This is a genomic window from Saccharococcus sp. Marseille-Q5394 (assembly GCF_946901335.1).
Lineage (GTDB): Bacteria > Bacillota > Bacilli > Bacillales_A > Planococcaceae > Sporosarcina > Sporosarcina luteola_C.
In genome coordinates this window covers 664,654-691,083 of sequence record NZ_CAMPPQ010000001.1, presented here as the reverse complement: position 1 = coordinate 691,083, position 26,430 = coordinate 664,654, and the positions used below count along the sequence as shown (strand labels likewise).

General features: G+C 43.4%; 26 protein-coding genes. 17 read left to right on the top strand and 9 right to left on the bottom strand.

The window, feature by feature from the left end; all coding sequences use genetic code 11:
- Positions 1-32 precede the first annotated feature (32 nt).
- The 6 genes from mce to rnz are packed head-to-tail and all read left to right on the top strand — an operon-like array spanning position 33 to position 5,817.
- Positions 33-452, top strand: coding sequence for a methylmalonyl-CoA epimerase (gene mce / locus OC538_RS03460; protein ID WP_251694462.1), 420 nt, complete (start codon positions 33-35; stop codon positions 450-452).
- The gene (locus OC538_RS03455; protein WP_251694463.1) at positions 439-1,986 is read left to right on the top strand and encodes an acyl-CoA carboxylase subunit beta; all 1,548 of its coding nucleotides are present in this window, start codon (positions 439-441) and stop codon (positions 1,984-1,986) included. The genes mce and OC538_RS03455 overlap by 14 nt, the downstream gene beginning before the upstream one ends.
- Positions 1,987-2,016: 30 nt before the next feature.
- Entirely contained in the window at positions 2,017-3,144 is a 1,128-nt protein-coding gene (locus OC538_RS03450) for a M20/M25/M40 family metallo-hydrolase (RefSeq protein WP_262173307.1), read from the top strand.
- Between the two features lie 3 nt (positions 3,145-3,147).
- Positions 3,148-3,618, top strand: a complete 471-nt coding sequence (locus OC538_RS03445) for a chemotaxis protein CheW (protein WP_262173306.1) — start codon at positions 3,148-3,150, stop codon at positions 3,616-3,618.
- 60 nt (positions 3,619-3,678) lie between these two features.
- Positions 3,679-4,869 carry a DNA polymerase IV gene (locus tag OC538_RS03440; RefSeq protein ID WP_251694466.1) on the top strand — a complete coding sequence of 397 codons (1,191 nt, stop codon included), beginning with the start codon at positions 3,679-3,681 and terminating at the stop codon, positions 4,867-4,869.
- 9 nt (positions 4,870-4,878) lie between these two features.
- On the top strand, positions 4,879-5,817 hold the full coding sequence (rnz, locus tag OC538_RS03435; RefSeq protein WP_262173305.1) for a ribonuclease Z: 939 nt from the start codon (positions 4,879-4,881) through the stop codon (positions 5,815-5,817).
- A 42-nt stretch (positions 5,818-5,859) separates the two neighbouring features.
- Here rnz and namA read toward each other — a convergent pair whose 3' ends face one another.
- From namA to OC538_RS03415, 4 genes are all read right to left on the bottom strand, one after another.
- Entirely contained in the window at positions 5,860-6,879 is a 1,020-nt protein-coding gene (namA, locus tag OC538_RS03430) for an NADPH dehydrogenase NamA (protein WP_262173304.1), read from the bottom strand.
- A 22-nt stretch (positions 6,880-6,901) separates the two neighbouring features.
- The gene (proC, locus tag OC538_RS03425; protein ID WP_251694468.1) at positions 6,902-7,714 is read right to left on the bottom strand and encodes a pyrroline-5-carboxylate reductase; all 813 of its coding nucleotides are present in this window, start codon (positions 7,712-7,714) and stop codon (positions 6,902-6,904) included.
- 313 nt (positions 7,715-8,027) lie between these two features.
- Positions 8,028-9,146: a hydrogenase maturation nickel metallochaperone HypA gene (locus tag OC538_RS03420; protein ID WP_251694469.1), complete on the bottom strand. Its 1,119-nt coding sequence runs from the start codon at positions 9,144-9,146 to the stop codon at positions 8,028-8,030.
- Between the two features lie 18 nt (positions 9,147-9,164).
- Positions 9,165-10,304, bottom strand: a complete 1,140-nt coding sequence (locus OC538_RS03415; RefSeq protein WP_251694470.1) for an SPFH domain-containing protein — start codon at positions 10,302-10,304, stop codon at positions 9,165-9,167.
- A 174-nt stretch (positions 10,305-10,478) separates the two neighbouring features.
- Between OC538_RS03415 and OC538_RS03410 the strand changes: the two genes are divergently transcribed.
- Entirely contained in the window at positions 10,479-11,423 is a 945-nt protein-coding gene (locus OC538_RS03410) for an MBL fold metallo-hydrolase (protein WP_251694471.1), read from the top strand.
- Entirely contained in the window at positions 11,410-12,168 is a 759-nt protein-coding gene (locus OC538_RS03405) for an SDR family NAD(P)-dependent oxidoreductase (RefSeq protein ID WP_262173303.1), read from the top strand. Before OC538_RS03410 ends, OC538_RS03405 begins: the two co-directional genes overlap by 14 nt.
- 467 nt (positions 12,169-12,635) lie before the next feature.
- On the opposite strand, the gene OC538_RS03400 is transcribed toward OC538_RS03405, so the two are convergent.
- Entirely contained in the window at positions 12,636-12,917 is a 282-nt protein-coding gene (locus tag OC538_RS03400; protein WP_251694473.1) for an alpha/beta-type small acid-soluble spore protein, read from the bottom strand.
- Between the two features lie 158 nt (positions 12,918-13,075).
- Here OC538_RS03400 and hprK point away from each other — a divergent pair, with 158 nt between their 5' ends.
- Positions 13,076-13,993 carry an HPr(Ser) kinase/phosphatase gene (gene hprK, locus OC538_RS03395; RefSeq protein ID WP_251695268.1) on the top strand — a complete coding sequence of 306 codons (918 nt, stop codon included), beginning with the start codon at positions 13,076-13,078 and terminating at the stop codon, positions 13,991-13,993.
- Positions 13,994-14,015: 22 nt separating this feature from the next.
- On the top strand, positions 14,016-14,846 hold the full coding sequence (locus OC538_RS03390; RefSeq protein WP_262173302.1) for a DUF2785 domain-containing protein: 831 nt from the start codon (positions 14,016-14,018) through the stop codon (positions 14,844-14,846).
- Positions 14,847-14,880: 34 nt separating this feature from the next.
- Here OC538_RS03390 and OC538_RS03385 read toward each other — a convergent pair whose 3' ends face one another.
- Complete coding sequence (locus OC538_RS03385) at positions 14,881-15,555, bottom strand: TetR/AcrR family transcriptional regulator (protein ID WP_316044269.1); 675 nt, start codon at positions 15,553-15,555, stop codon at positions 14,881-14,883.
- Between the two features lie 283 nt (positions 15,556-15,838).
- Between OC538_RS03385 and OC538_RS03380 the strand changes: the two genes are divergently transcribed.
- Together OC538_RS03380 and OC538_RS03375 are read left to right on the top strand one after the other, a co-directional pair.
- Complete coding sequence (locus OC538_RS03380; protein WP_251694475.1) at positions 15,839-17,341, top strand: BCCT family transporter; 1,503 nt, start codon at positions 15,839-15,841, stop codon at positions 17,339-17,341.
- 28 nt (positions 17,342-17,369) lie between these two features.
- The gene (locus OC538_RS03375; protein ID WP_251694476.1) at positions 17,370-19,418 is read left to right on the top strand and encodes a CocE/NonD family hydrolase; all 2,049 of its coding nucleotides are present in this window, start codon (positions 17,370-17,372) and stop codon (positions 19,416-19,418) included.
- Positions 19,419-19,538: 120 nt separating this feature from the next.
- On the opposite strand, the gene OC538_RS03370 is transcribed toward OC538_RS03375, so the two are convergent.
- Positions 19,539-19,976 (bottom strand): OsmC family protein, encoded by a 438-nt coding sequence (locus OC538_RS03370; protein WP_251694477.1) that lies wholly within the window; start codon positions 19,974-19,976, stop codon positions 19,539-19,541.
- A gap of 119 nt (positions 19,977-20,095) precedes the next feature.
- Between OC538_RS03370 and OC538_RS03365 the strand changes: the two genes are divergently transcribed.
- Positions 20,096-20,878, top strand: coding sequence for a GNAT family N-acetyltransferase (locus OC538_RS03365; RefSeq protein ID WP_251694478.1), 783 nt, complete (start codon positions 20,096-20,098; stop codon positions 20,876-20,878).
- A 46-nt stretch (positions 20,879-20,924) separates the two neighbouring features.
- Here OC538_RS03365 and OC538_RS03360 read toward each other — a convergent pair whose 3' ends face one another.
- The gene (locus OC538_RS03360; protein WP_251694479.1) at positions 20,925-22,142 is read right to left on the bottom strand and encodes an MFS transporter; all 1,218 of its coding nucleotides are present in this window, start codon (positions 22,140-22,142) and stop codon (positions 20,925-20,927) included.
- A gap of 199 nt (positions 22,143-22,341) precedes the next feature.
- Between OC538_RS03360 and OC538_RS03355 the strand changes: the two genes are divergently transcribed.
- A complete protein-coding gene (locus OC538_RS03355; RefSeq protein ID WP_251694480.1) occupies positions 22,342-22,548 on the top strand; it encodes a hypothetical protein in 207 nt (68 codons plus the stop codon).
- A 102-nt stretch (positions 22,549-22,650) separates the two neighbouring features.
- Positions 22,651-23,520: a YitT family protein gene (locus OC538_RS03350; RefSeq protein WP_251694481.1), complete on the top strand. Its 870-nt coding sequence runs from the start codon at positions 22,651-22,653 to the stop codon at positions 23,518-23,520.
- Positions 23,521-23,555: 35 nt separating this feature from the next.
- On the opposite strand, the gene OC538_RS03345 is transcribed toward OC538_RS03350, so the two are convergent.
- Entirely contained in the window at positions 23,556-24,515 is a 960-nt protein-coding gene (locus OC538_RS03345; RefSeq protein ID WP_251695270.1) for an LCP family protein, read from the bottom strand.
- 330 nt (positions 24,516-24,845) lie between these two features.
- On the opposite strand from OC538_RS03345, the gene OC538_RS03340 reads away from it, so the two are divergent.
- On the top strand, positions 24,846-25,454 hold the full coding sequence (locus OC538_RS03340) for a protein kinase family protein (protein WP_251694482.1): 609 nt from the start codon (positions 24,846-24,848) through the stop codon (positions 25,452-25,454).
- 213 nt (positions 25,455-25,667) lie between these two features.
- Entirely contained in the window at positions 25,668-26,414 is a 747-nt protein-coding gene (locus tag OC538_RS03335; RefSeq protein ID WP_262173301.1) for a VanW family protein, read from the top strand.
- Positions 26,415-26,430: the final 16 nt, after the last annotated feature.

The window sequence follows — 26,430 nt, the reverse complement described above, 5'->3', positions numbered from 1 at the left end:
AAACGTTACAATGGATTGAAGGAGGCGTTCAAATGAAAAAAGTGGATCATATCGGAATTGCCATTAAAGATTTGAAGAATGCGCTGCCATATTACATAGAAACATTAGGGTTGAAACTGCTTGGAATTGAAGAGGTTGAAAGTCAAAAAGTCAAAGTTGCCTTTCTCGATGCTGGCAATTGTAAAATCGAGCTACTTGAGCCGATCGGAGAAGATGGGGCGATTGCGAAATTCCTTGAGAAACGCGGGGAAGGCATCCATCATATTGCATTCGGTGTTTCTGACATACGGACAAGAATGGAAGAGTTGAAGGAAAAAGGCGTGCAATTACTGCAAGAGGAGCCGAAGCCGGGCGCAGGCGGTGCAGAAGTAACCTTCTTGCATCCGAAGTCATCTTTCGGAGTGCTGTATGAATTATGCGACAAAGGGGATAAGCCGAATGGACATTTATGATAAAATCAATGAATTATACGATAGGAAACGGGAAATCGAACTAGGCGGAGGAGATGAACGGATCGCCAGACAGCATGAAAAAGGGAAGTTGACAGCCCGTGAACGGATCAATCTTTTGCTGGATGAAGGTTCATTTGTCGAATTGAATCCTTTCGTCATACATAGGACTCGTGATTTTGGCATGGACAAGCAGATTGGGCCAGGAGACGGCGTCGTGACAGGATACGGGAAGATTGACGGACGTCCTGTTTATTTATTCTCACAAGATTTCACTGTTTTCGGCGGCGCTCTAGGAGAAATGCACGCCATGAAAATTGCGAACGTCATGGACTTGGCCGCGAAGAATGGCGCACCATTCATAGGTTTAAACGATTCAGGAGGCGCGCGTATTCAAGAAGGTGTCGTATCACTCGATGGTTACGGTGAAATTTTCTATCGAAATGCGATTTATTCAGGAGTCATCCCTCAAATTTCTGTCATTTTAGGGCCATGTGCAGGTGGGGCGGTCTATTCCCCTGCTATCACCGATTTTGTATTCATGACGGACGAAACGAGCCAAATGTTCATCACAGGTCCGAAAGTCATTGAAACGGTGACAGGTGAAAAAATCACATCTGAAGATTTAGGTGGATCAAAAGTACATAATTCAATTAGCGGGAACGCCCATTTCCGCGGCAAAGATGAGAAGACGGTTTTGGAACAAGTGCGTCATCTGCTATCCTATCTTCCGCAAAACAATGATGAAAAAACTCCAATGCTCGATACAACGTCGGAGGAAGACTATCGAAACGATCTGGCGGATGTCGTCCCTTACGAAACGATTCGCCCTTACGATGTACGTAAAGTCATCGAACAAGTTGTCGATGAAAATTCATTTCTCGAAGTGCAGGCGGAATTTGCGAAGAACGCAGTTGTCGGTTTCGCACGGATGAGAGGCGAGTCTGTAGGGTTAATATGCAACCAGCCGAAAGTGATGGCGGGAGGGCTGGATATCAATTCATCTGATAAGATTGCCCGATTCATACGCACATGTGATTCATTCAATATCCCGCTGATCACGTTTGAAGACGTAACAGGCTTCTTCCCGGGAGTGAAGCAAGAGCATGGGGGCATTATCCGGCATGGAGCGAAAATCCTTTATGCTTATTCGGAAGCGACCGTTCCTAAAATTACGGTCATCTTGCGAAAAGCATTCGGGGGCGCATATGTTGCATTGAACTCGAAGGCAATCGGCGCGGACGTTGTATATGCATGGCCGAATGCAGAAATAGCCGTCATGGGGGCGGAAGGGGCAGCAAACATCATTTTTGCACGTGAAATTGCAAATAGCGATAATCCGGATTCGACGAGAGCCGACAAAATCGAAGAGTATAGGGCGAAGTTTGCAAACCCGTACGTCGCTGCTTCCCACGGGATGGTAGATGATGTGATCGATCCAAGGGAGACACGCATCAAACTATTGCAGGCGCTTGAAATGATGAGGAATAAGCAAGAGACAAGACCAAAGAAAAAGCACGGTAACATACCATTATAAAGGATCGAATACGAAGGGGAGAGATGCAAAGTGAATGCACAACGTCTATTGGATGAGTTTTTTGAGCTTGTACAAATTGATTCCGAAACGAAACATGAAGATAGAATTGTCACTGTTTTGAAAGAGAAAATTGAGAGATTCGGTTTTGCAGTTATTGAAGACGACACAAAAGATGTTACTGGACATGGTGCAGGAAACTTGATCGCAACATTGAAGGGCACTATCGAAGGTGCACATCCTATCTATTTTACATGCCATATGGATACGGTCGTTCCCGGAAAAGGGATCAAGCCGGAACTGCGTGAGGACGGATATATTTATTCGGATGGCACGACGATTTTAGGAGCGGATGATAAAGCTGGAATTGCCGCTTTATTTGAAATGGCTAGAGTGTTGAAGGAAGACGATATACCGCACGGGGATATTCAATTCATCATTACCGCGGGAGAAGAGAGTGGACTTGTCGGAGCCAAAGCGATGGACCCATCTCTACTGAAAGCGAAGTATGGGTATGCTGTCGATAGTGATGGGAAAGTGGGCGGCATTGTGACTGCTGCCCCTTATCAGGCTAAACTATGGACGACGATTCATGGAAAGACGGCACATGCTGGAGTTGCGCCTGAGAAAGGCGTTTCAGCAATCAATATCGCTGCCAAATCGATTGCAGCGATGACGCTCGGACGCGTAGATTCGGAGACGACGGCCAACATCGGCCGTTTCGAGGGCGGACAGGCGACGAATATCGTTTGTGACGAAGTTAGGATCTTAGCGGAAGCCCGTTCCATCAATTCTGAAAAGCTCGAGAAACAGACTGCCCATATGGTGGAAACGTTTGAAAAGACGGCGGCTGCCATGGGCGGTACTGCTGTAACAGAAGTGAAACTTATGTATCCAGGCTTCAGCTTCGATGAACATGCGGAAGTTGTGCAAACGGCAATGGAAGCAATCCGTAACGTGGGCAGAGAGCCGGAACTTATGACAAGCGGCGGCGGAAGCGACGGCAACGTATTCAATGGAGCAGGCGTGCCAACTGTGACTTTATCGGTCGGCTATGAGGAAATCCATACGAAAAATGAACGGATGCCAGTGGAAGAATTGAATAAACTCACTGAATTATTAATTGAAATTGTACGCGTAGCGTCGACTAAGGGGGTATGAGTGATGAGCGATATGAAAACGGTTATCATTCAATGCGGTAAAGAGGAATACGCTTTGCCTGTCGATACTGTCGTCTCGATTGAAAAACTGGAACGGATAAATCCGATTCCGCATTTGCCCGATTACATGTTAGGATTGATGAAAATCAGAGGTGAATTGGTTTCGATTTTGGACTTTCAGCAAATTCTTTACGGAAATTCTGCAAAAGATGATCCGAATGCTAGGATTGTTGTCGTTCAAACCGAAAAGCTATTTATTGGGTTGCTAGTTCTTGACGCTAAAGAGATATTGGATATCCCTGAAAGTAAATTGACTTCATCCGGCTTGATGGCCTATTCAAAAACGCCATATTTCAAGACGGTCGCAAATTTGGAAGATCGGATGATCACCGTTGTCGACGCTGAAATTCTTTCTCGTACATTGACGGGGATGGATGAAATCGGGCAATATGTGCAAACAATGATAGATAAATGATGTAGAACCGGATGGTTGCATCCATCCGGTTTTTTGAACGAAGCGATGGAGGTGAGGCAAATGACATCTGTCCCGAATGCACAGACGAAAGTCATTCTTCATCTTGACATGAACAGTTTTTTCGCTTCCGTCGAGCAAGCGCATGATCCGAAATTGAAAGGGATACCATTGGCTGTTGCTGGAAATCCAAGAGAGCGGCGGGGCATCCTTGTCACTTGCTCATACGAGGCGAGGGCGCTCGGCATTTACACCACAATGTCAGTCGGCGAGGCGAAAAGGATTTGTCCCAATCTTGTCATCGTGCCACCCGACCATGAAAAGTATCGATTGGCTTCCAATGCTGTTTTTTCGATTTTGCGTTCATATACCGAGCTGGTTGAGCCTGTGTCGATAGACGAAGCCTATATTGACATAACAAATATCGGTGGGTTGACGAGAGCCGTTCAAATTGCAGAGCATATGCAACAGAGAATTCTTAATGAATTGGACTTACCATGCTCCATTGGAATCGCTCCGAATAAGTTTTTGGCGAAGACTGCTTCAGATATGAAAAAACCGATGGGAATTACCATCTTGCGTAAAAGGCAAGTGCCGGATGTTTTATGGCCGCTGCCTGTTATTGAAATGCATGGGGTTGGCAAGAGCACTGAAAAACGTTTGAGCGTAATGGGCATTGTGACAATCGGGGATTTGGCGAAAGCTGACGAATCATTGATCAAAGCCACAATGGGAAAAAACGGAACCCGACTACGAAACCGGGCAAACGGAATTGATTACCGACCAGTCGATCCAGATGCGGCGGAGGAAAGAAAAAGTGTCGGCAGCTCAACGACATTGCCGGTAGACGAAACGGAACTGTCTGCATGCCTTGAAATATTTAAGCGGTTGTCTGTAAATGTCGCTCAGCGATTAGACAGGCGGCAGCTGGCTGGTACGGTCGTCATGATCCAAATCAGGACGTCCGACTGGCGAAATTTCACGAGAAGCAGGACAGTACTTAATCCGCTTTATAAAGCGGAAGACTTATACAAAGAAGCCGCTGATCTATTTAAACGGCATTGGGAAAGGGATCCGATAAGGCTTCTAGGGATTACTGTTTCGAATGTTATTCCGATGAGTGAATTGAATGAGCAATTATCATTCGAGAACTACGAAAAATACGCTAAAGAAGCGAAGATGGATGAGCTCGTCTCGGAGCTCGAGAATAAATTCGGTCCAAACTCCGTTAAACGGGGGCTGGGAGAAAGGTAGGCAATCGAATTGGAATTGTTTTTCTTAGGAACCGGAGCCGGCATGCCCTCAAAGCAACGAAACACATCGTCACTGATCCTAAACCTATCGGCAGAGCAAGCTGGCTATTGGATGTTTGACTGCGGAGAGGCGACTCAGCATCAACTGCTTAGGACATCCATAAAACCTCGGAAAATAAATAAGATTTTCATTACACATCTGCATGGCGATCATATTTTCGGGTTGCCCGGTTTCCTTGGATCCCGTTCGTTTTTGGGCGGCGAAGAAGAATTGGTCATTTACGGACCTGTAGGTATTAGAGAATGGATTTTGACCACTCTTCGTGTAACGAAAACACATTTGACGTACCCTTTGAAAATTGAAGAGATTGAAGAAGGCGTACTCTATGAAGATGATCAATTCATAGTGCATACACAAGAACTCCAGCATGTTATCCAATGTTACGGTTTTAGAATCGAGCAGAAGCCCTTGCCTGGCAAGCTTCTTGTAGAAAAAGCATTCGAGTCCGGAGTTCCAAAAGGGCCTATGTTGAAAAGATTGAAAGATGGGGAAGACGTCGAGCTGGACGATGGGCGTATCGTTTATAGCGACGACGTGACAGGTGAACCGCAAAGTGGGTTTACAGTAGCTGTTCTCGGGGATACAAGATACTGTTCATCGGCTGTAGAATTGGCGAATGAAGCTGATATTCTCATCCATGAAGCCACTTTCGACAACGAAACCGGAGACCTAGCTAAAGAATATGGACATTCAACAATAGGCGATGCAGCACGGACAGCTGAAGAGGCTGAGGTGAAGGTGCTTATCGCAAATCATATTAGCGCACGCTTCATGCCAGCCGATATTGCCAATCTACAAAAGCAGGGCAGCGCTATTTTCCCGAATATCCATATTGCAGAAGACTTCAGCCATTTCGAGTGGATAAACGAACAGTTGATAAAAAAATAAAGCTGCCGCAGTCATTATTGACGAGCGGCAGCTTTTCTAGATTTAATAGGTCCATCCACGATCATACTGTTTAGGCGGCTCGATTTCCACGCCCAATTCCTTCGCAGCAGAATAAGGCCAATACGGATTACGGAGCAGTTCACGTGCTAGCAGAACGACATCTGCTCGACCATTCTTTAAAATCTCCTCAGCTTGCAACCCCGTCGTGATCAAACCGACTGCACCTGTTGCAAGACCGGTTTCTTTTCTAATCTGTTCGGAAAACGGCACTTGATAGCCAGGATATGCATCAATCTTCGCCGGAACGACCGCACCAGAGCTTACATCGATCAAATCGACATCTTGCGTTTTCATCCAATTTACCATTTCAATATATTGGGAAGTCGACATCCCGCCATCCACGTAATCTTCTGCAGATATCCGTACGAATAAAGGTCCTTTCCAGACTGAGCGGACAGAATCGATGATTTCTCGCAAAATGCGGTAACGATTTTCTGAAGGACCTCCATATTCATCCGTTCTCTTATTTGCTAACGGCGAAAGGAATTCATTGATCAAATAACCATGGGCGGCATGCAATTCGATGACGTCAAATCCTGCTTTCTTTGCCCGGATCGCAGCATCCTTGAAAGCGTCAATCGTTTCCCGGATTTCCGCAAGCGACATTTCGACGGGCGTTTTATATTGTTCATTGAAGCGTATGGCGCTTGGCGCATAAATATCGCCTTCCACTGTAGCCTTTCTTCCTGCATGCGCCAGCTGGATGCCAGTCTTAGCTCCATGCTGTTTCATGAGGCGGACAATTTCGAAAAGTCCTTCCACATGGTCATCGCTCCAAATGCCAAGGTCGCGATCTGAAATCCTGCCTTCCGGCAATACAGCTGTCGCTTCCACGATTATGAGCCCAACTTGCCCGACAGCACGGGTGGCATAATGGATCTTATGCCAATCCTCGACTTTGCCATCAAAGTTATGGCTTGAATACATGCACATCGGTGCCATGACAATCCGATTTTTAAATTCTACCCCGCGAATTGTATAAGGTGTAAATAATTTTGCCAATTCAATTACCTCCTCTTTCTTGTCACTGAGATAGTGCGCCCAGTTCCCGCGAACGCCTTTCCGCACTTAGTAGGCAGTCATGAATCGTCTCTTTGAATAAACGAGCTTCTAGAGCCTTCAATCCGGCTTCTGTCGTACCGCCTGGACTTGTCACATTCTTCCTTAACTGTTCAGGCTCTTCGCCAGTTTGCCGTAACATCGCGGCAGCCCCTTCGAACGTCTGGATGATCAGCTCGCGTGCCACTTCATTGGAAAGCCCATTTGCAATTGCGGCTTCTTCCAATGCCTCAACCAAATAGTAAACATATGCTGGGCCGCTGCCGGATAAAGCCGTCACTATATGTAACTCATCCTCATCCACTTCTTTCACAACACCAATGGATGACAGCAGTTCTAAAATACGGTTTCGCATAGTTACATCCACTAAAGCATTCATTGAAACACCGCTTGCGGATTTTCCAATGGCGGCAGAAGTATTTGGCATGGAACGGGCGATAGGGCGATTGCCTAGGCCATTCTCAATCGTATTGATCGACACGCCGGCGATTACGGATAAAACAGCCGCATCATCATTGATGTAATTGGAAATATCATCCATCGCTTGTTTAATGTCTTTCGGTTTCGTCGCCAACACGATAAGTTCTGCATTCTGCAATGCGTTTCGATCCCGACAGACGATAGAAACCCCATACGTTTTCTGCATGTGGGCAAGCCTCTCATCATCCGATTTATTCATTACATATATATCAGCAGGCAGCATGACTTCATTAGCAAGTATACCAGCAATGATCGCCTCCGCCATGGAGCCGGCTCCTACGAACACAATCTTTCCCATCCTCATCCGTCCTTTCGTGTGAATAAAAAAAAGCGCTCCCGTCCCGATACAATCAGGACGAAAACGCATGTTTCCGCGGTACCACCTAAATTTGCCAGAGTCAATCCAGCACAACTTACTAGCTTTCGTAACGTGAAAGGGACGGCCATGTTTCCATGGCAGCTCAGAAGCAGGTTCGGGGCAGGAGAGGGATAGCGGCTCTCAGTCGATGGCCGGCTTTCCTGTTTCCTTCACTGCCTCTACTTGTCTTCTTCAACGCTCTTGTATTGAGAATTATAGTGATTATTGCATGTTGTCAAACAAAAGTCAACGATTACAATACATCTTGGAATAGATAAACGGTGCCTACGAGAAGGGCAGCCGTCAGAACGATGAACATGACTTTCCACACACTGATCGGGGCTTTCCCGCTTACTTTTCCCGTCTGGCCATTCACAAGGAACCGGTATACATTATTGTTGAAGGTGAAGGAGGATATCCATAGCGGCAATAAAACATGCTTGAAAGTTATGTCGTCATATGATGTATCCACTTGCACAATTCGCACTTCGTCGCCAGTTTCCTGACGTAATATGCCATTCCGTATCCTATGATCGATAATGCTACGAGCTGAAAACCAGCCTTCTTTTAACGGAATCGAATAACGCTCTGCGAGGAAGCCCGATAAATATTCTGTTCTATAATCCAGTAAGCCTTCAAGTTGAAATGGCTCCACTTTATCAATCAAGCCGGAGGCGACATTGCGTGACGCCTTTACTAATACATCATCGAAGAAATTAGTATAGGTCCCATATTTGGTGCGCCATCTGATTTTCCTGACCTGCTCTGTAACTTGCTCCATCTTGCCGTCGCGATGAACGGTCCGAGTCTCCATTACATAATAATATGTGCCGATCCTAACTGTATAAGCGGATTTGGTATGTGAGTCAAACGTCCAATAAGGGATATAGGCTCCATTGATCTTTTTCAGCTCATAATCCTTTTTCAACCTGGAAGGAGCGAAATATCGTTTGGAGATCCATTTTTTGAATTTCTCCATAGCCTCATCCTTCGAGATTTGAAAAGGAAGCACCAATGCGGGTTTAATACCTGCATCATGATCCGTGACTGCAATATGAGAAGAACCGCAAAAGGTGCAGAAATCGGCAACTTTATCATTGTCCAAAAGAGTTTCCGCTCCGCAATTATCACATTTGAATACCCGTTTCTCGTTGCTCCAACTATGATCCGCCTGATCCAATGCATCCAAATAGTCATGTTCGGTCGTATTTTCACGGGTCGCTTCAATCTCTACCTCAGTCCCGCAAAAAGGGCATTTCAAACCGCGGGAAACAGGGTCATACACTGTATTTCCTCCACAGGAATTACATTGATTCACTTCAGTTTCTTCAATTATCCCATCTTTAACGAATTCATTCTCCACATTCGTCATCCCATCACCCCGTCACGATTAGCCATCAAGGCCCTCTCCGCAATCTCCACAAAACTTTGAAGCGGGGCCATTGTTTGCGCCACATCCTGCACATTTCTTCTCAGTCACTTGTTTTGCGCCGCAATCTCCGCAGAAATTCGCTCCTTCTTTAATCTGCGCTTGGCAATTGACGCAAGGAACTTTCTTCTCCTGAACGGAATTTCCGCATTCCGGACAGAATTTTGCAGTCGTCTTAATTTGCGCCTGGCAGTGCGGGCAAGCCTTTTTTTCCGCTTCTGCGGAAGGTGCTGTCTGCTGATTCGCAGTGAAAGCTCCAGCTATTGCATTTCCGATTGCAGCGCCAGCACCGATGCCAGCTCCTGTTGCTGCCATGCCGCCGCCTTCATTTCGTGCTGCTTCACGGATCGCTTCTGCGGCCTGGTATTGGGTATACGCACTCATATTCCCTAGGACACCCATTGTTGTCCGCTTGTCCATAGCCTCCTCGACTTCTTTTGGCAGGGACAAGTTTTCTATATAAAGGGAAGTGATGTCGAAGCCGAATTCTGCGAAGCGCTCTTTCATTTTCTCTCTGCCTTGTGTGCTTAGTTCGTCGTAATACATGGCAAGGTCAAGCGCAGGTATTTGCGATTCTGCAAATAGGTCCGTCAATCCCGAAAGGATCATCTTCTTTAGATGATTTTCAATGCTGCTTGTTTCATAAGAACTGTTTGTGCCGAATAGCTCCCTTAGGAAAACGGCAGCATCGGAAACTCTGTATGAATAAATGCCATAGCCCCGCAGACGGATCATTCCGAAATCTGCATCTCGCATCATAATCGGATTGGAAGTTCCCCATTTTTGATTGATGAACTGCTTCGTATTTATAAAATAGACTTCAGCTTTGAACGGGGAATTGAAACCGGTTTTCCAAGATTTAAGTTTCGTCAATACAGGCATATTTTGCGTGTATAAAACATGATGCCCAGGTGTGAATACATCGGCAATCTCCCCTTCATTCACAAATACAGCTACTTGCGATTCGCGGACGATCAAGCTCGCCCCCATTTTAATTTCATTATTTTGTACAGGAAAACGGTACACCATTGTATTGGTATTTTGGTCCGTCCATTCTATGACTTCGATGAATTGGCTTTTGAAAAAATTAAAAATCCCCATATGCATCCTCCTACAAAAAAGTTATCGTTATTATAGTATACTACGGATTATGTGATTAAAGGTTTCAAGAAAGTGGTTTTATCAAGAGTGACGAGACTTTGGAAAAGAGGTACAATAGACTGAATAACCATTCATTACTATAAAAACGGATGGAACTTGAAGGAGTTTACCTATATGATACATAAAATCGAAATTCCGACGCCGTTCGCTGTTGGCGATGTCAATGCATTCGTCGTTAAAGGGGATGCCTTATCGCTAGTCGACGCAGGCCCTAAAACACCCGAAGCTTATGAGGCTCTAAAACGCGGTCTTAACGAAATCGGTTATACATTCAATGATATAGAGCAAGTCATTTTGACGCATCATCACCCGGATCATGCCGGTTGGATGGATGCTTTCGAAAAGGCAGAGTTGATCGGTCATCCGTATAACGACCTTTGGCTGAGAAGGGATCAGTCATTCATGGAATACCATGACCGTTTTTATTTGCAATGCCTAAAAGAAGAAGGAGTACCAGAAAGCTATTTCAATTGGGTGGAAAAGATGAAGCGGCCAATACGGTTGATGGGGGACAGGACACTGGATCGGACAATTGGGGAAGGCGACGAGTGGTCAGGGCATCCGGGCTGGACTGTTATGGAAACACTTGGACATGCTCAAAGCCATATTGTACTCTTCAATGAAAAGACGGGTGAGATGATTGGGGGAGACCTTGTTCTAGAAAAAGTATCGTCCAATCCTTTGATCGAACCTCCTGCAAACCGTGAAGCGGATCGTCCGAAATCATTATTGCAATACAATGCTTCATTGACACGTCTTTTAGAACTGCCAATCGGCATCGTTTACGGCGGTCATGGAAATGAAGTTCGAAATGTTCATCCTCTAATAGAGTCAAGACTTCAGAAACAGTATGAACGAGCTATGAAAGTACACGCAATGTTTGATGACGGAAGCAAGACAATCTATGAGCTGACTCAACGATTATTCCCGACTGTCTATGAAAAGGAACTCGGACTAACCTTATCCGAAACAATCGGGCAAACGGATTATCTAGTATCTAAAGGACTTGTGCATGAAATAGTTGGCGAAGGCGGTATTTTGTATTATGAACAAACGTAAGACAGTTTTAATAACTGGGGCAACGAGCGGTGTCGGGTATGCAACTGCAATGCGGCTATTGTCAAATACCGACCGATACACCGTTTTTGTAACTGGAAGGGCTCCGGACAAACTTTGGGAGTTGCAGAACGAAGGGGCAATTGCAATTCCTGCTGATATTACAAATAAAGATGAGATGCAAAGCCTATTGGGACAGACCGGCCCATTGGACATCGTCATTTTTTCAGCTGGAGTAGGACATTTTGAAGCAGCGCATCTACTCTCTGACGAAGCGATCCGCTCAATGATGGATACTAATTTCATTGCTCCTGTTGAACTGACGAAGCGCGTCCTTCCTCAGATGATGGAACAACAGGAAGGGCATCTCATTTACATTGGTTCGCAAGCCGGAAAAGTAGCGACGCCAAAGGCTTCTGTATATGCAGCATCCAAGCATGCCTTGATCGGATATACAAACGCGCTGCGCATGGAAGTCGCGCCATTCGGCATCAATGTTTCTGTCATACATCCGGGTCCGATCGACACGCCGTTCATAGATGGTGCAGACAGAACAGGAAACTATCGTTCATCGCTCGGCAAGCATCTTTTGAAAGTCGGCACTGTTGCAGATGCGGTCGTCCAAACCATCGCAAAACCCGTCCGTGAAATTAACCTGCCCGGTATCATGGGGATTACAAGCAAAATGTACGCACTCACACCGAGAATAGTGGAAAATGTTGGACGTAGGTATTTCATGAAAAAATAAATAAGCTGAAAAAGCGTAAACCTGCAAAAAAGCTCCATAAACGAATAAAAAGAGCATGATCCAAACTTCGGACCATGCTCTTCTTTCCGCACCGGAAAATTTGATTGTTTGTTCACTTGCTTCAAACTGTTCTTCCTGACAAACCTTAAACGCCCGTCAGTGCAGTCTGATCATACTGACCTCTGACTTTCCTAAGTCTGGCCTTCATTTCATCGACCCAATTGAGTGTCAGCCTCATGTTGCACTTCCACAAAAAACCTACCTCTTACCGTACCAAAGTGGCCGGAGCAATAATAACTATCCCCGGACGAGTGTTCCACTTGCCAGTAAAGCAAATTTTCCGCCAAGGCTGTGCAAATCTCCGTGGAATCGACAATCGATCTCCTCCACTTTCGTTCTGCCTTGTACTCTACTAATACCCCTCACAACTATGTGATAAACATCTTTTATAAATTATTTTTTTATTTTCAGATTTTATCCTTTGCTAGTTGTTCTTGAGCTAATCGGACCATTTCCTTGACCATATTTCCACCGATTGGTCCACCGATTTTTCCCGCTTGTTCCGATGTCAGTTTTCCATTGTACTCTTTCGAAAGGGGAATACCCAGTTCCTTTGCGACTTCATATTTAACCGAATCTGGTTGTTCATTATCTACGGTATATCCCTTTGCTTTCATAACATCTGCTTTAAGTTGATCCATTTGTTTACGTGCCTCGGGGAAGAAAATACGATTGTTGTTACGTGCCATTCATTCATCTCCTTTAACAGGTAGTCTTTCCCGAAAGTGAAAAATGATAATGGATGAATTGAGATACGGTTTGGGAATGCATTAGCAGTCCAACATGTTATACTAAACGAAATGAAACAAATAACCATACCGATTTGAAACTGGAGGTGAGCTTGGATATGAAAACTGTGACGGTCAAACATATCGTAAAGCGATTCTCATTGGAAGTTCTTGTTGGACACCATATGCTAGATAAAGTCCTGAAAAAGACCAAAGTCAGAAGACCGGGCTTGGAATTCATGGATAAATTTGATTTTATTGCAACAGAGCATGTCCAAATTCTTGGAAAGAATGAAATCAATTATTTACATACGCTCACTGATAGTGAATGCAAGCATCGAATCGCAAATATTGTCCAATACGATCCGCCGTGCATCATCATTACTTCCAATCAGGCAGAGCCGCTAGGATTGAGGCAATATTGCACAGAAGAGCATATACCTGTCTTGAGGACGCCTGACTCGACGAGCGAAATGAGCGCGAAGCTGGATGCTTACGTCACTAAAGAAATGGCTCCTGAAATTGCGGTCCATGGGGTGTGCGTCAATGTAGCCGGGATCGGAATACTTCTCCGTGGCAAGTCTGGGGTAGGGAAGAGTGAAACGGCACATACATTGATTGGCAGGGGACATCGATTGATTGCAGACGATATCGTCGTGTTAAAAAAACTGAGTCCGCAAACGCTTCTGGGAACACATGACGAAAAGAACAAGGAATTCCTTGCGTTGCGAAGCATTGGGCTTCTCAATGTCGTCAGGCTTTATGGACGTGCAGCTTTTCAGGAAGAGAGCCGAATTGCGCTCGATATAGAATTGACTGAATGGAAGGATAATGCATTGAACAATGAACTTGAATTAGATACGAAATTCAAGTCATATATGGACGTACCGATTCCGCATATCCAAATTCAATTGCAGCCAGGAAGAGACGTGGCCGGCTTGATCGAGGCGGCAGCGAATAATTGGTATTTACAACAGCAAGGGTATAGTGCCGCTGAAGAATTCAAGAAGAGGTTGGAATCCGAATTTGATGAATGAAGCCACGGAAAAGAGGTCTCTCATGAAACAACAGATGAAAATGGTGTTGGAAATGGATGATATGCAGTGTCAAAACTATATGAAGCTGCATGGAAATGAACTTTTTTCATACATGCTATCAAACCTTGGGTCCCCGGATAGCGTGCTACGCGATGAACTTATTTATAGACTTTTTGTCAAATTGATTTCGGAACAACAATTGGAAACAATTCAATTGACCCATGCCCTCAAGGAATTAATCACAGACCGATATTTATTCGCATCAATTGATGAAAAGGGCTCGGATGATGTGTTTATCCGCTCATTTTCAACGCTTTGGCTTACCGGATTGTTTTGGTTGGATCAAGAACATCCTTTCATGGATTCCGAGCTAAGAAGTAAAGCGTTGGAGAAAAGTGCAACCTATCTATTACAAGAGCGAGATACTCGCGGATTTGTTGAAGGCAAAGGATGGGCGCATAGCATCGCTCATGGCGCGGATTTAGCCGCGATGATTGCAAGTCATTCTTTAGTGGAAAAAAGACTGATTCCCATCATTCTGGAAGGCGTCGCTTCTTGTTTTTGGAAAGGCGGCGTCTATGTCGATGATGAGGATGAACGTTTAGTTGCCATCATTATGTCATTGGCAAAAAGTGATTATCCTGAAGAAATCCTAATTGAGTGGATGGAACAAGTTTTTGATAAATTGGATAGAAAAACACCGAAAAAAGGTTACTTCCAATCTTTTTACCACGCAAGAACAAATATTCTGCAATTCATGAAAACATTGTATTTCGCATTAAAAAAGTCGAAACGTTATCCTAAGCTTCAAAGCACGGCTTCTTTTTTCATTCAAAAGTGGCAGAACGTATAATACGAAAAACCGATGGATTCGTTCATCGGTTTTTTTAGTTTTGGATCTTTTTAGTCAAAGCATTTTCTACCATTTCATTAATGTATTCCAAAGTTTTTTGTTCCGCTTCTTTCAAACTATAATCCAGTCGGTTATTCAATATATTTGTCATCATCCCTTGCCATAGAAGATTAGTCATTTCATTAAGCGAATCCACCTGACACTCGTCGATCAGCCCATCTCTTGCTACCAATTGTAAAAGCGATCTTCCTCTTTTGGTCGTGCTCCGTTCAAACAAAATCGGTTTCAATCCATCTGGTATATTAATCAAATCAGAAGGGTACATCTCATAATAACGTTCAATCATTCTTTCCGGGTTGTCACCTAAATCCATAATGAACACCGCATGGAAGATGGCAGGCTGCTGGAAGGAATACCTACAGAAGCATTCCCAAGCAAGCAGATATTTTTCCAGTGATGTTTGTCCTTTCTTCATGCTTTCCGTGACTTCCTCGGTGTAATTTTTCAACAGCTTCATCGATGCAAAGAAGATTAGATGTGAAACTTCCCCAAAATAATTGTACATCGTCGCACTGTTGTACCCAGCACGGTCTGCAACTTTCCGGATCGTCACTTGATTGATGCCATCCTCATTTATAATATCCACTGTCGCATCGATAAAATATTTCCACATTCTGCTCATTTGGATTTTCTTATTGTCCATACTCATTAATCCGTCCCCCCATATCATATTCAACTCTAAACATATTTTAATTATACAATATTTACAAATTATTAATTTGCCTTTTATAATTGTTCTATCATTTTTCCTGTGGTAGAATAATCAATATTAAAAAATAATCATGATTATTATATTTTATCTGATTATCAGAGGTGTTTCTACCTAATCACTGTAGTTGTATTAACAGAAGGGGTATCCACCTCTGAAAGCGCTATCAAAAGAAGGAATTGCATGGTCGCACTGTAAAAGAAAGATCATAGGGGTGGGGAATATGAATAAAGTACGGATAGATCCTATTATTTTTTGGGCGTCGATAGCAGTCATTGTTGCGGCAACGGTTTTGCTAGTTCTTAATCGTTCAACAGCTGAACCGTATCTAGATGATTTGATGACTGCCATCACGTATAAGATGGATTGGGCATTTCAGTTTCTGACAATCGGATTGTTCATCCTTCTCATCTGGTTGGCATTCAGCCGATACGGAAAAATCAAATTAGGGGAGGGGAAGCCTGAGTTTTCGACTTTCAGTTGGGGTACGATGCTGTTCACGGCAGGCATGGGGACAAGCATCATGTATTGGTCTATGCTTGAACCCATCTTTTATTTCACTGGCCCTCCGTTCGGGATTGAAGCTGAAAGTAAAGAGGCTGCCGAATGGGCATTGACGTATGGCTTATTTCATTGGGGTATATCGGCGTGGTCACTATATGCATTCCCGACGGTAGTCATCGCCTATTCTTACTTCATTAAAAAACGTCCTTCTTTAAAGATGAGCGTCGCTCTTAGCGGTGCACTTGGTAAATATTCTGATGGCTGGATAGGCAAAGTGATTGATATTCTCGTCATTTGGAGTTTGGTCGGAGGTTTAGGAACATCGCTCGGTTTAGGAGTTCCAATGGTGTCTGCTGTAGTAGGTAGTATTTTTGGTATTGAACAAACCCTAGCACTTGATGCCATCATCGTTATTTGTATTACGGTCATTTACTCGGCAAGCGCTTACTTGGGGCTTCATAAAGGAATTCGGAGATTGAGCGACATTAACGTTTATCTTGCATTGGCTCTTGCTATATTCGTTTTGTTTACCGGACCGACACTATTTTTATTGACATACTTCACGAACAGCTTTGGAATGATGATCCAGAATTTTGCAATGATGAGTTTCTATACCGATCCCATCAGCCAAGGTGGCTTCCCGCAAGGTTGGACGGTATTCTACTGGGCTTGGTTTGCAGCGACAGCTCCTTTCATGGGACTGTTTGTGGCAAGGATTTCAAAAGGAAGAACAATCCGTCAGCTGATCACTCATATGCTGCTTTGGGGTTCTATCGGTGGGTGGATTTACTTCATGGTATTCGGTGGCTATACGATGAACTTGCAATTACAAGATATCCTTCCTGTCAAAGACATTCTAGTTGAAAGCGGAGGGCCAGCCGCCATCGTTTCAATCTTGAAATCATTGCCATTAAGTTCTATCGTCTTGCCGTTCTTCGTAATTTTGGCCATCATTTTCCTATCAACCTCACTAGACTCGGCTACGTATATCCTATCAGCCATCGCAACGAAGGAATTGGGGGAAGGGCAGGAGCCAGCTAGATGGCATCGGATGGTTTGGGGATCTATTCTAGCGACAATATCCATTACGTTGCTTCTTATCGGCGGATTACGGGTCATTCAAACTTCCGCAGTCGTTGTATCAGTGCCTATTTATATTTTCTATCTTCTGCTCGTCGTCTCTCTTTTGAGATGGCTCAAGCAGGATTTTCCAAAAGTATAAACAGGATATCACTTAGGAGGTTTTCATAATGGTTTTCAACGTTCGTGAATCAAATCGGGTTGTCCGGACAGATTTTCCAAGGAAAATTAAGGAATTGAACAATATATGGATTCCGATGTCGGATGGCACGCGCCTTTCTGCACGGATTTGGCTGCCTGAAGATGCTGTCAAAAACCCTGTCCCGGCGATCCTGGAATATATCCCGTACCGGAAAAATGACTTCACTGCACTGAGGGATTCGCTGCGACATCCATATTTTGCAGGTCACGGCTATGCGAGCATCCGTGTCGATATACGAGGATCTGGAGACTCCGGGGGGATTTTGTACGATGAATATTTAAAGCAGGAACAGGACGATGCATTGGAAGTGCTCACTTGGATTTCTGAGCAGCCATGGTTTACAGGTGGTATCGGCATGATCGGGAAATCATGGGGAGGATTCAATGGTCTACAAGTGGCGGCAAGAAGACACCCGTCTTTAAAGGCGATTATCACACTGTGTTCAACGGACGATCGTTATGCAGATGACGTTCATTACAAAGGGGGTGCGATGCTTGCTTCGGATATGCTCTGGTGGGCCTCCACGATGCTTGCCTATAACGCGCGTCCGGCAGATCCAGATGTTGTTGGGGATGCGTGGCGTGACAATTGGCTGGAACGGTTGGAAAAGACGCCTCCTTTCGTGGAGGAATGGGTAAGACACCAGCACCGCGATGAGTATTGGAAGCACGGTTCTGTTTGTGAAAATTACGAGGACATCAATATTCCGGTATACGCTGTAGGTGGATGGGCGGACGGGTATACGAACGCGATCCCTCGGTTATTGGAAGGATTGAAAGGACCTCGCAAAGGATTAATCGGGCCCTGGGCACATGAATATCCTGAAATGGCAGTTCCTGGACCGCAAGTCGGGTTCCTTCAGGAGTGCCTGCGCTGGTGGGATCACTGGTTGAAAGGCATCGATACCGGCATTATGGAGGAACCGATGCTGAGAGCATGGATGCAGGATAGTGTCCCGCCCCAAACCGATTATTTTGTTAGACCGGGCCATTGGGTGGCGGAAGAACAATGGCCTCCAGTCAATCTAGAGGAAAGACGATTGTATTTATGCAAATCACAATTAACAGCACAAATTGAAGAAGTGAAAGAAATCCAAGTGTCCAGTGTTCAACAGCATGGTCTCCATGCAGGCGTATTCTGTCCGTTTGGCCAACCGGGCGACTTGCCGGGTGATCAAAGGAACGAAAATGGCTATGCAGTCGTCTTTGACTCCAAACCAGTGGAAGAACCGGTGCAAATTTTAGGGCATCCGACATTCACTGTTGAGCTTTCATCCGACAAACCAAATGCCTTATTATCAGTCCGGTTGAATGATGTTGCACCAGATGGTTCATCCACACGAGTGACGTGGGGGTTGTTGAACCTTACGCATCGGAACAGCAATGAGTTTCCAGAGCATCTAGTGCCTGGGGAAAAATACTGCGTAACTGTCGATTTGAATGCAATCGGACACAAGTTGAAGAAAGGGCATCGCTGGCAATTGGCCATATCGCCTACTTATTGGCCGCATGCTTGGCCATCTCCTGAAGAAGCGACATTGACTGTCTATCCTTCAGAGAAGACTTGCTTGTCGTTGCCTATAAGGGAACCGAAAGCAATTGACCTGGAACTTCAGCCTTTTCAACATCCGGAGACGGGCTCAGTATTGGAAAAGGACATTCTGCGTGAGGCAGAAAGGACACGCGTCATTTCACATGACGTCGTTTCAAACGTGTGGACGCTAGATGATTTTTCGGATGAAGGTGCTAGAAAACTGCATGACAATGGCATTGAATACGGTAGTACAAACAGAAATGTCTATACAGTCAAGGAAGGTGAGCCGCTAACTGCGAAAGTGCAATGTGATTGGACATTGTCGGTCGGTAGGGGTGAGTGGCAGACGAGCCTTGAAACGACGAGTGTTATGACAGCAGATGAAGAGAATTTTTATTTGATGAACCGATTGATTGCGTATGAGGGCGAAGAAGAAATTTTTAATCGGAAATGGGAAACTAAAGTTCCAAGAGAGTTTGTATAGGACTTGCATAGGCATGGAAAGTGACCAATTTTGGTCTCTTTCCGCCCTTTTTTTGTGAATCATCATAAATATAAAAAGTCTCTCGTCAAAAATCAGACATAGAGACTTTATTTGTAGCTGCTATTTAATAATTGGTTCCACTGTCACTACAACATTTCCTTGCAAAGCCCTGCTGATCATACAGGAAGTTTCCGCTTTCTCAACCAATCGCTCTACAATATTCCGCTTGTCAGCCATCCCTTCAGCTAAAACAATTTCCGGCTTATGTATGATCTTTTTATACGTAACAACTCCATTCGAGAAATCCACAACTCCAATTGATTCCATCTTCAGGCTATCCTTTTCTATACCGTTTCTCTCCATCATCGCGGCGAGTGTGATTATATAGCATGTTGCAGCTGCACCAAGCAGCATTTCATCAGGATTCGTCCCGATGCCAGGCCCGTCCATTTCGGTTGGTATGGATACATCCGTCTTCAAGTTCTTCGTTTCGATTGTACCGACATCATTGCGTAAACCCGGCCAGTTCGCCTTGAGATAAAAATAATGTTCTGCCATATACAATAACCCCTCTCTACCGTATTAATTATATACCATGCTTGAGCTCTTTCCATCATGAAGATTCGAATGGTAAAGTATGGAGAGTAGTACTACTATATTAGATGGGTGGGATTCATTTGGACAAACAAGATTTGCTATTGCTTTTTGACAAAGAGCTTCGTAGGGAGTTACAATCACCCGGTTACCAACGTGAAGAAACCGAATATCTCGTCCGACATGTCTCGATGCATGGAGATAGGGGATTCATTATTCATTCCAATCTCAATGAAGATAATGCAAGGGTAGTAATTCAGGAAGAGCTGAACTACTTTAATCGCCTTGGCGTAGGATTCGAATGGAAAGTGTATAGTTATGATAAACCAGAGCATTTAAAGGAAATTCTCGAGGAGGAAAACTTCAATATTGAACCTCGGGAAACTCTCATGGTTTTGGAAATTAAAGACTTGCAACCACATTCACATTGGGATGAGCAGACGTATATAAAGGAAATTGAAGATGAGAAGGGAATCCGGGAAATCATATCGTTACTAGATATCATTTGGGAAGAATCGCATGAAGAACTAGGTGACCGGTTATGGAGAGACAAGCAAATTGACCCTGATTCTCTCTATCTATATGGAATATACGATGATGCTAAAATAGTCAGTGCTGCATGGATGTATTTTGAAAAAAATTCTTCATTCGCAAGCCTTTGGGGTGGCTCAACATTACCTAATTATCGGAGCAAAGGATATTATTCATCACTTTTATCAGTCCGAGCTAAAAAAGCAGTCGAGATGGGATACCGCTTTCTTACTGTTGACGCAAGTCATATGAGCAGGCCGATATTAGAGAAGCACGGATTCCATTGCCTCGCATACTCCTACGGCTGCCAGTCACCCGTCATTCCAACATCATGAATTAATTTATAATGAAAAGAGCCCAGAAAAAATGGGCTCTTTCTCTTTAATAAGTAGTTACTTGTGGACTTTTCGTAAATCTGACATAGACAATAAAAAACAATCCAGCACTAAACAACCGCAACGCAGAATTAATATACATAGCTAGTTCTACACCCCACTGTTCCAACAGCCAAATGCCGATTTGTGGAGCTATAAACGCGACAATCGATAATAAAACATTATAGGTCGTAATGCAATATGTCCTTACATGATCAGGGGACTGTTCCAACAACAAATTGAACAATAATAAAACAATGCCTGCCAGGAAAAAACCTGATGAAGTTTGGACCAGTGCGATATAATACAAATTTGTCGAGAGGACCGTCAGAAACGGAGTCGTCGCCATTCCGATCGCAGCCCATACAAATACTAATGTGTTCGACCTTTTTTCCGCCCATTTCTTCCATAGAGGGAAGGACAGGAACTGGGCCAACATGTTGCCGACAGCGAACATACTCACCCAAAAGATTGTCACACCGACATATCGCACATGATAAATATTGAAAATTCCCCAAGCCATCTGCCAGGCAAAATTAAAGAAGAGAGCTGCTATCAGGAATGCCACGTACTTCTTATACTTGAAGATGGACCAGTCCATCGTTTTCTTTTTCGCTGACAAACCATCCGTCTTTGCTGCTTCTTCTTCATGCTTCATCAATAAGAAAACCTCAAGTATCCCGAAACAAAAAGCTATCCCGAATAATAGTTGGTAGGCTATCACGCTGGAGGAGGCATCTTTCATTAATAGCCCGATTAGAAGCGTGGAAACCAATCCTACAATCGTTAACAATCTATTCCGATCACTGAAAAACGATCCACGCATTGATTCCTCGACAAGCCCGCTAATGAAAGTTTGCCAACCAATATTGGCAACAGTATTCGGCAAACTCATGAATGCAATAATGGCCAAAAAAATCCAAGAATGCATCGAGGGGGAAGGCAAGTATACGATACCTATAATTAGCAGAAACATAAGCCGAGCCATCAGGACGGACATAGCCACTAACTTTTTCTGTTGTTGGGCCCGGTTTAATAGAATTGCAGCAGGTATCGTCATGACCAATGCCATTAGTGGGGGTAACGAACTAATAAGACCAACTTGGTAATTGGTCGCGTTAAGCATGGTTATAGCGAAAATCGGAAAAAAGTTGTTTGAAAAATTTAATGCAATGGTCGAAGCCATTCCATGGTAAATACTGATTTTCTCATTATATGTACGCATAATCTCTCCACGTTTCTATTCATTTAAGCAAGCTGTTAATCTGAATTATATACTTCGCTACACGAAACACAAGACTCTTTTACTGCAGATCAGAAAAATCATAAAGAATGTTACTATGGCATACTTATAATAGTGTTTCATTTTCAATTGATAAATCTTCTCATTTCAAGTAAAATGTATTTGAGAAAGATTCTCAAACATGGAGAAAGTGGAGAGGATGAAGTTCATGCTTCGTATTATCATAATGGCATTGTTTGCAGGTACCGTTGCAAGTATTTCAGCAATAACTCTCTTTAAGGGATTTGACTTGGAAGGGGCATTGGTCGGACTTTCTTCCCTGGTCGTTTTATTTGGAATAACATCATTTTTCTATAGCAAATATAAAAAACAATTAATCAGATCATAGACACCAGCCTCTCTGGTGTTTTTTTAATGGTCATTCAAGGAATTTTTTTCGTAAATGAAGTATAATCAAATAGCTATTCTGATCTGTTATGAGGAGGTACTTATGTTTTTTATTGAATTTAAACGAATCCTAGTCGTCATATTCGGCTCTTTGCTGATGGCTGTTTCTTTGAATTTTTTCCTGATCAATGCAAACGTCTATGCAAGTGGATTCGCAGGGGCTGCTCAGCTTGTTTCAAGCATCCTGGTTGATCAAATCGATATTTCAATCAGCACCGGTATTCTACTATTTCTATTCAACATACCTGTAATTATTTTAGGATGGTTCAAGGTTGGCAGAGGATTTACGATCTACAGCATCGTCTCGGTTGTCTTTACTACAATTTTCCTCGAAATCCTTCCGATTCTTTCACTTTCCAATGACATCATCCTGAATGCAGTTTTCGGGGGAGTGATTGCTGGCGTCGGTGTAGGCATATCGCTGAAACTTGGGGCATCTACAGGTGGAATGGATATTGTTGCTATGGTGTTGTCACGTCTGCAGGACAAACCAATCGGAACTTATTTTTTATTGTTAAATGGAATTATCATTGTCCTTGCAGGGATATTGTATGAGCCGGAGAATGCGTTATATACGATGGTTGCGCTGTATGTAACAACTTCTGTCATCGATATGATCCATACCCGTCATGAGAAAGTGACGGCAATGATTATCACCCATAATGCCGAAGAGCTTCAGCGGGCAATCCATCAGAAGATGGTTCGTGGGATTACAATAGTTCCGGCAAAAGGCGCTTATTCCAATGAAGATAAGAGCATGCTCTATTTGGTCATCACAAGGTATGAATTATATGACCTTGAGAAGATCATTAATGAAGTTGACCCGCAGGCTTTTACAAATATCGTTCAAACAGTTGGGATTTTCGGGTTTTTCAGGAGAGAAGACGAGCTGCCGAAAAGAAGAACAACATAAAACAAGGTATCCCTGAAAAATGGGATACCTTGTTTTTATTTTAAGCCACTGTCTTTTGTATCGACTATTTCTGTCGAGCCTTCCAGGAATTTAGTTAATTCCTCAATATTTTTATCAAAATCAATATCCAAGACTCGGCCAGCTCTGACGTCAAGATCGCGGTAAGAGTTGTCCACCGGAATCCGAAGTGTATCGATTTTTTCGGATTTATTGTCCAATATACCTTTACCTATGGAAAGCATTGTCATCTTATCAAGATTGGTATCAATATAGGCATCCGCTGCCCCTAATAACTTCGGTAAATTCATTAAGCTGTGTACGCTTACAGCTTCATCCTTCAATTTTGAGAGCACTTCCTGTTGGCGTGCTACACGGCCAAAGTCATTTTGACTATCGTGCCGGAAGCGGACATAGCCTAATAGCTGGTCCCCGTGCAGCCTTTGAACTCCCGGGTGCAGCGTCATATAAATTCCGTGTGACATGGTATATGGAATGTCTACTTCAATACCATCCGGTGCGATAATATCCGCAATTTTAGGGAACCCATTAAAGTCGACCATCGCGTAGTAATGAACATCCATGCCGAAGTTTTCTTTAATTGTCTGTCGGACGAGCTCCGGTCCGCCGAGGGTGTATGCAGAGTTCATTTTCTGCATACCATAACCAGGAATCTCGACATACGTATCACGCATGATCGAAATAAGTTTTACCTTCTCGGTATTTTGATTGTAATTCGCTATCATTAGTGTATCGGATCGCCCTTCTTCATCTTTCCGTGCATCTGAGCCGAGCAACATAATATTGATTTCGCCGAATTGCGGTTCCGGTCCATCAAAAATGCCGAAGTCCTCATTCTGCTCTTTCAACGTCCCATCTTCAGATAGTGACAATCCTTTATTATATTGATCGAACCAGTAGTAGAGGCCTAGTCCTAGCAAGACGACAACAATACTGATTATAATACCGAGCTTTTTCTTTTTTTTCTTCTTTCGCATATCTATTCTCTTCAAATGGTTCACCGCCTAATTATAAAAATCTATAAAGAGATTGTTTAGCACGCGTATCATATCACCTAATAGCTTGATGGGCAAGGGGATATTTCCACTACATATAGACGTCTCATGACATAAAAAGTTTTCATTTCAAGCAAAATAGTCGTTCCAATTTCTTCTTGTCGACTTCTTTACCCTTGCTTGGCTGCTTAAATTCTTCTTTTTACAATATTTATTTGCGAGATTTTACCGGTTATTTGGTGAGGTCTATTTTGAGGTGGTATGACCGATAATTAGTTATACCGCTTTTTTTATTTTATTGGAGGTATAATTTTGGATACATATGAAGGACTTGCTAGAACAGTACAAATAAATAATGAAAACTGCTTATTGAACTATGATGATTCATTAGAGCACGTAGGCACAGGAAGGAGTGCATTTGTATTTAGGATAAAGTCGACGATGAAAGCGATGAAAGTGTATTTCCCCGCTTTTTCCCATATAGCAAAGGAGGAGGCGGAAATTTATGGACAACTTCAAGATATAGTTTATTATCCTTCCGTCTATGCATCAGGTACGAATTTTATCGTAATAGATTACATTGAGGGCGATACACTTTTTGACTGTTTAGTCCAAGGGACAGTCGTTAAGTCTACACACATAGTAGAAATCGACCGAGCACTTTCATTGGCAACTGCCAGAGGTCTTAATCCTTCCGATATTCACTTGCGAAATATTTTCATCACTACTGAAGATAAAATAAAGATTATTGATGTTGCGCGTTTTAGACAAAAGAAAAACTGCAGACAATGGGGAAACCTGAAAAGGGCGTACAGACAGGTATATTGCAAGCGGCTTTTCCCCAAGAGAATTCCCGCCGCTCTCTTAAGTGCGGTTGCTTGGATATATAAAAAAGACTGGATACCTTCTTACCGGATATGAACATTATTCTGATTGATAACGCCGGATTTCATTCAAAATAAAATCGGTGTCCTCTAAATATATTCTTCGTTTGAGCAGGATAAAAACAAATGTATGATGAATAAAGTAGAGAAGTGGCCACGAAAAGTACAAGGGGAGAAAAAAGTGAGATTCTCTGAGATTCATCCTTTTATTTATTACGTAAGAATTGAGCAAAAAAGATTTTTTCGTTTCATGAAAAACGTTAAGAACAGAAAACGATTTGCAAAGAGTAAAGCTGAAGTAGATTTCCACTATACATGTAAAAAACATCAATCGTTATTGCGTAGAAGGCTGGGAGATAGCGATCCGATCTTACAGGAAAATAAAATCGTGAATCTCACTATCGCGGCAAAAAGGATTGACGGAGTCATCATTCGACCAGGCGAAGTTTTTTCATTCTGGGGATTGGTCGGTAGGGCTACAAGGAAAAAAGGGTATATTGAAGGGATGCAGCTTTCGAGGGGAGAAGTGAAGACAGGTGTGGGTGGCGGCATTTGTCAGTTAGCAAACCTTCTCTATTGGATGGTGTTGCACACGCCGATGACCGTAGTGGAAAGGCATCATCATAGCTTTGATCCTTTTCCTGAAGAAGGGAGGGTCCTTCCTTTTGGCAGCGGTGCCAGCGTATTTTACAATTATGTAGATTTCCGCTTCAAGAATACTACCGAATCTGCTTTTCAAATCCGTGTTTGGTTGACTGATCGTCACTTGAAAGGTGCTATATATTCCAATAAGGATATTGGAGTAAGTTACCACATAGAAGAAAGGGCACACCAATTTTACAAGAGAGACGGTAATACTTTTAGACAGAATGAAATATGGAGATGGACTGTCGATAAACGGACAGGGGAATATATGCACGAAGAACTGTTAATAAAAAATGATTCGGAAGTGAAATATGAAGTGATAGAAAGACAGCTCGTTAATGTAAATGATTGATTCGGGAGAAAAAGCC

What these genes read in the sequence shown, in the direction of transcription:
- OC538_RS03375 (WP_251694476.1), top strand. Translation starts at nt 17,370, where the DNA reads ATGGTTTTCAACGTTCGTGAATCAAATCGGGTTGTCCGGACAGATTTT.
- OC538_RS03385 (WP_316044269.1), bottom strand. Translation starts at nt 15,555, where the DNA reads ATGAGTATGGACAATAAGAAAATCCAAATGAGCAGAATGTGGAAATAT.
- OC538_RS03445 (WP_262173306.1), top strand. Translation starts at nt 3,148, where the DNA reads ATGAGCGATATGAAAACGGTTATCATTCAATGCGGTAAAGAGGAATAC.
- OC538_RS03400 (WP_251694473.1), bottom strand. Translation starts at nt 12,917, where the DNA reads ATGGCACGTAACAACAATCGTATTTTCTTCCCCGAGGCACGTAAACAA.
- OC538_RS03405 (WP_262173303.1), top strand. Translation starts at nt 11,410, where the DNA reads ATGAACAAACGTAAGACAGTTTTAATAACTGGGGCAACGAGCGGTGTC.
- hprK (WP_251695268.1), top strand. Translation starts at nt 13,076, where the DNA reads ATGAAAACTGTGACGGTCAAACATATCGTAAAGCGATTCTCATTGGAA.
- OC538_RS03360 (WP_251694479.1), bottom strand. Translation starts at nt 22,142, where the DNA reads ATGCGTACATATAATGAGAAAATCAGTATTTACCATGGAATGGCTTCG.
- OC538_RS03415 (WP_251694470.1), bottom strand. Translation starts at nt 10,304, where the DNA reads ATGGGGATTTTTAATTTTTTCAAAAGCCAATTCATCGAAGTCATAGAA.
- OC538_RS03335 (WP_262173301.1), top strand. Translation starts at nt 25,668, where the DNA reads ATGAAAAACGTTAAGAACAGAAAACGATTTGCAAAGAGTAAAGCTGAA.
- OC538_RS03410 (WP_251694471.1), top strand. Translation starts at nt 10,479, where the DNA reads ATGATACATAAAATCGAAATTCCGACGCCGTTCGCTGTTGGCGATGTC.
- OC538_RS03420 (WP_251694469.1), bottom strand. Translation starts at nt 9,146, where the DNA reads ATGACGAATGTGGAGAATGAATTCGTTAAAGATGGGATAATTGAAGAA.
- OC538_RS03355 (WP_251694480.1), top strand. Translation starts at nt 22,342, where the DNA reads ATGGAGAAAGTGGAGAGGATGAAGTTCATGCTTCGTATTATCATAATG.
- proC (WP_251694468.1), bottom strand. Translation starts at nt 7,714, where the DNA reads ATGGGAAAGATTGTGTTCGTAGGAGCCGGCTCCATGGCGGAGGCGATC.
- OC538_RS03455 (WP_251694463.1), top strand. Translation starts at nt 439, where the DNA reads ATGGACATTTATGATAAAATCAATGAATTATACGATAGGAAACGGGAA.
- OC538_RS03380 (WP_251694475.1), top strand. Translation starts at nt 15,839, where the DNA reads ATGAATAAAGTACGGATAGATCCTATTATTTTTTGGGCGTCGATAGCA.
- OC538_RS03370 (WP_251694477.1), bottom strand. Translation starts at nt 19,976, where the DNA reads ATGGCAGAACATTATTTTTATCTCAAGGCGAACTGGCCGGGTTTACGC.
- OC538_RS03345 (WP_251695270.1), bottom strand. Translation starts at nt 24,515, where the DNA reads ATGCGAAAGAAGAAAAAAAAGAAAAAGCTCGGTATTATAATCAGTATT.
- OC538_RS03390 (WP_262173302.1), top strand. Translation starts at nt 14,016, where the DNA reads ATGAAACAACAGATGAAAATGGTGTTGGAAATGGATGATATGCAGTGT.
- mce (WP_251694462.1), top strand. Translation starts at nt 33, where the DNA reads ATGAAAAAAGTGGATCATATCGGAATTGCCATTAAAGATTTGAAGAAT.
- OC538_RS03440 (WP_251694466.1), top strand. Translation starts at nt 3,679, where the DNA reads ATGACATCTGTCCCGAATGCACAGACGAAAGTCATTCTTCATCTTGAC.
- OC538_RS03350 (WP_251694481.1), top strand. Translation starts at nt 22,651, where the DNA reads ATGTTTTTTATTGAATTTAAACGAATCCTAGTCGTCATATTCGGCTCT.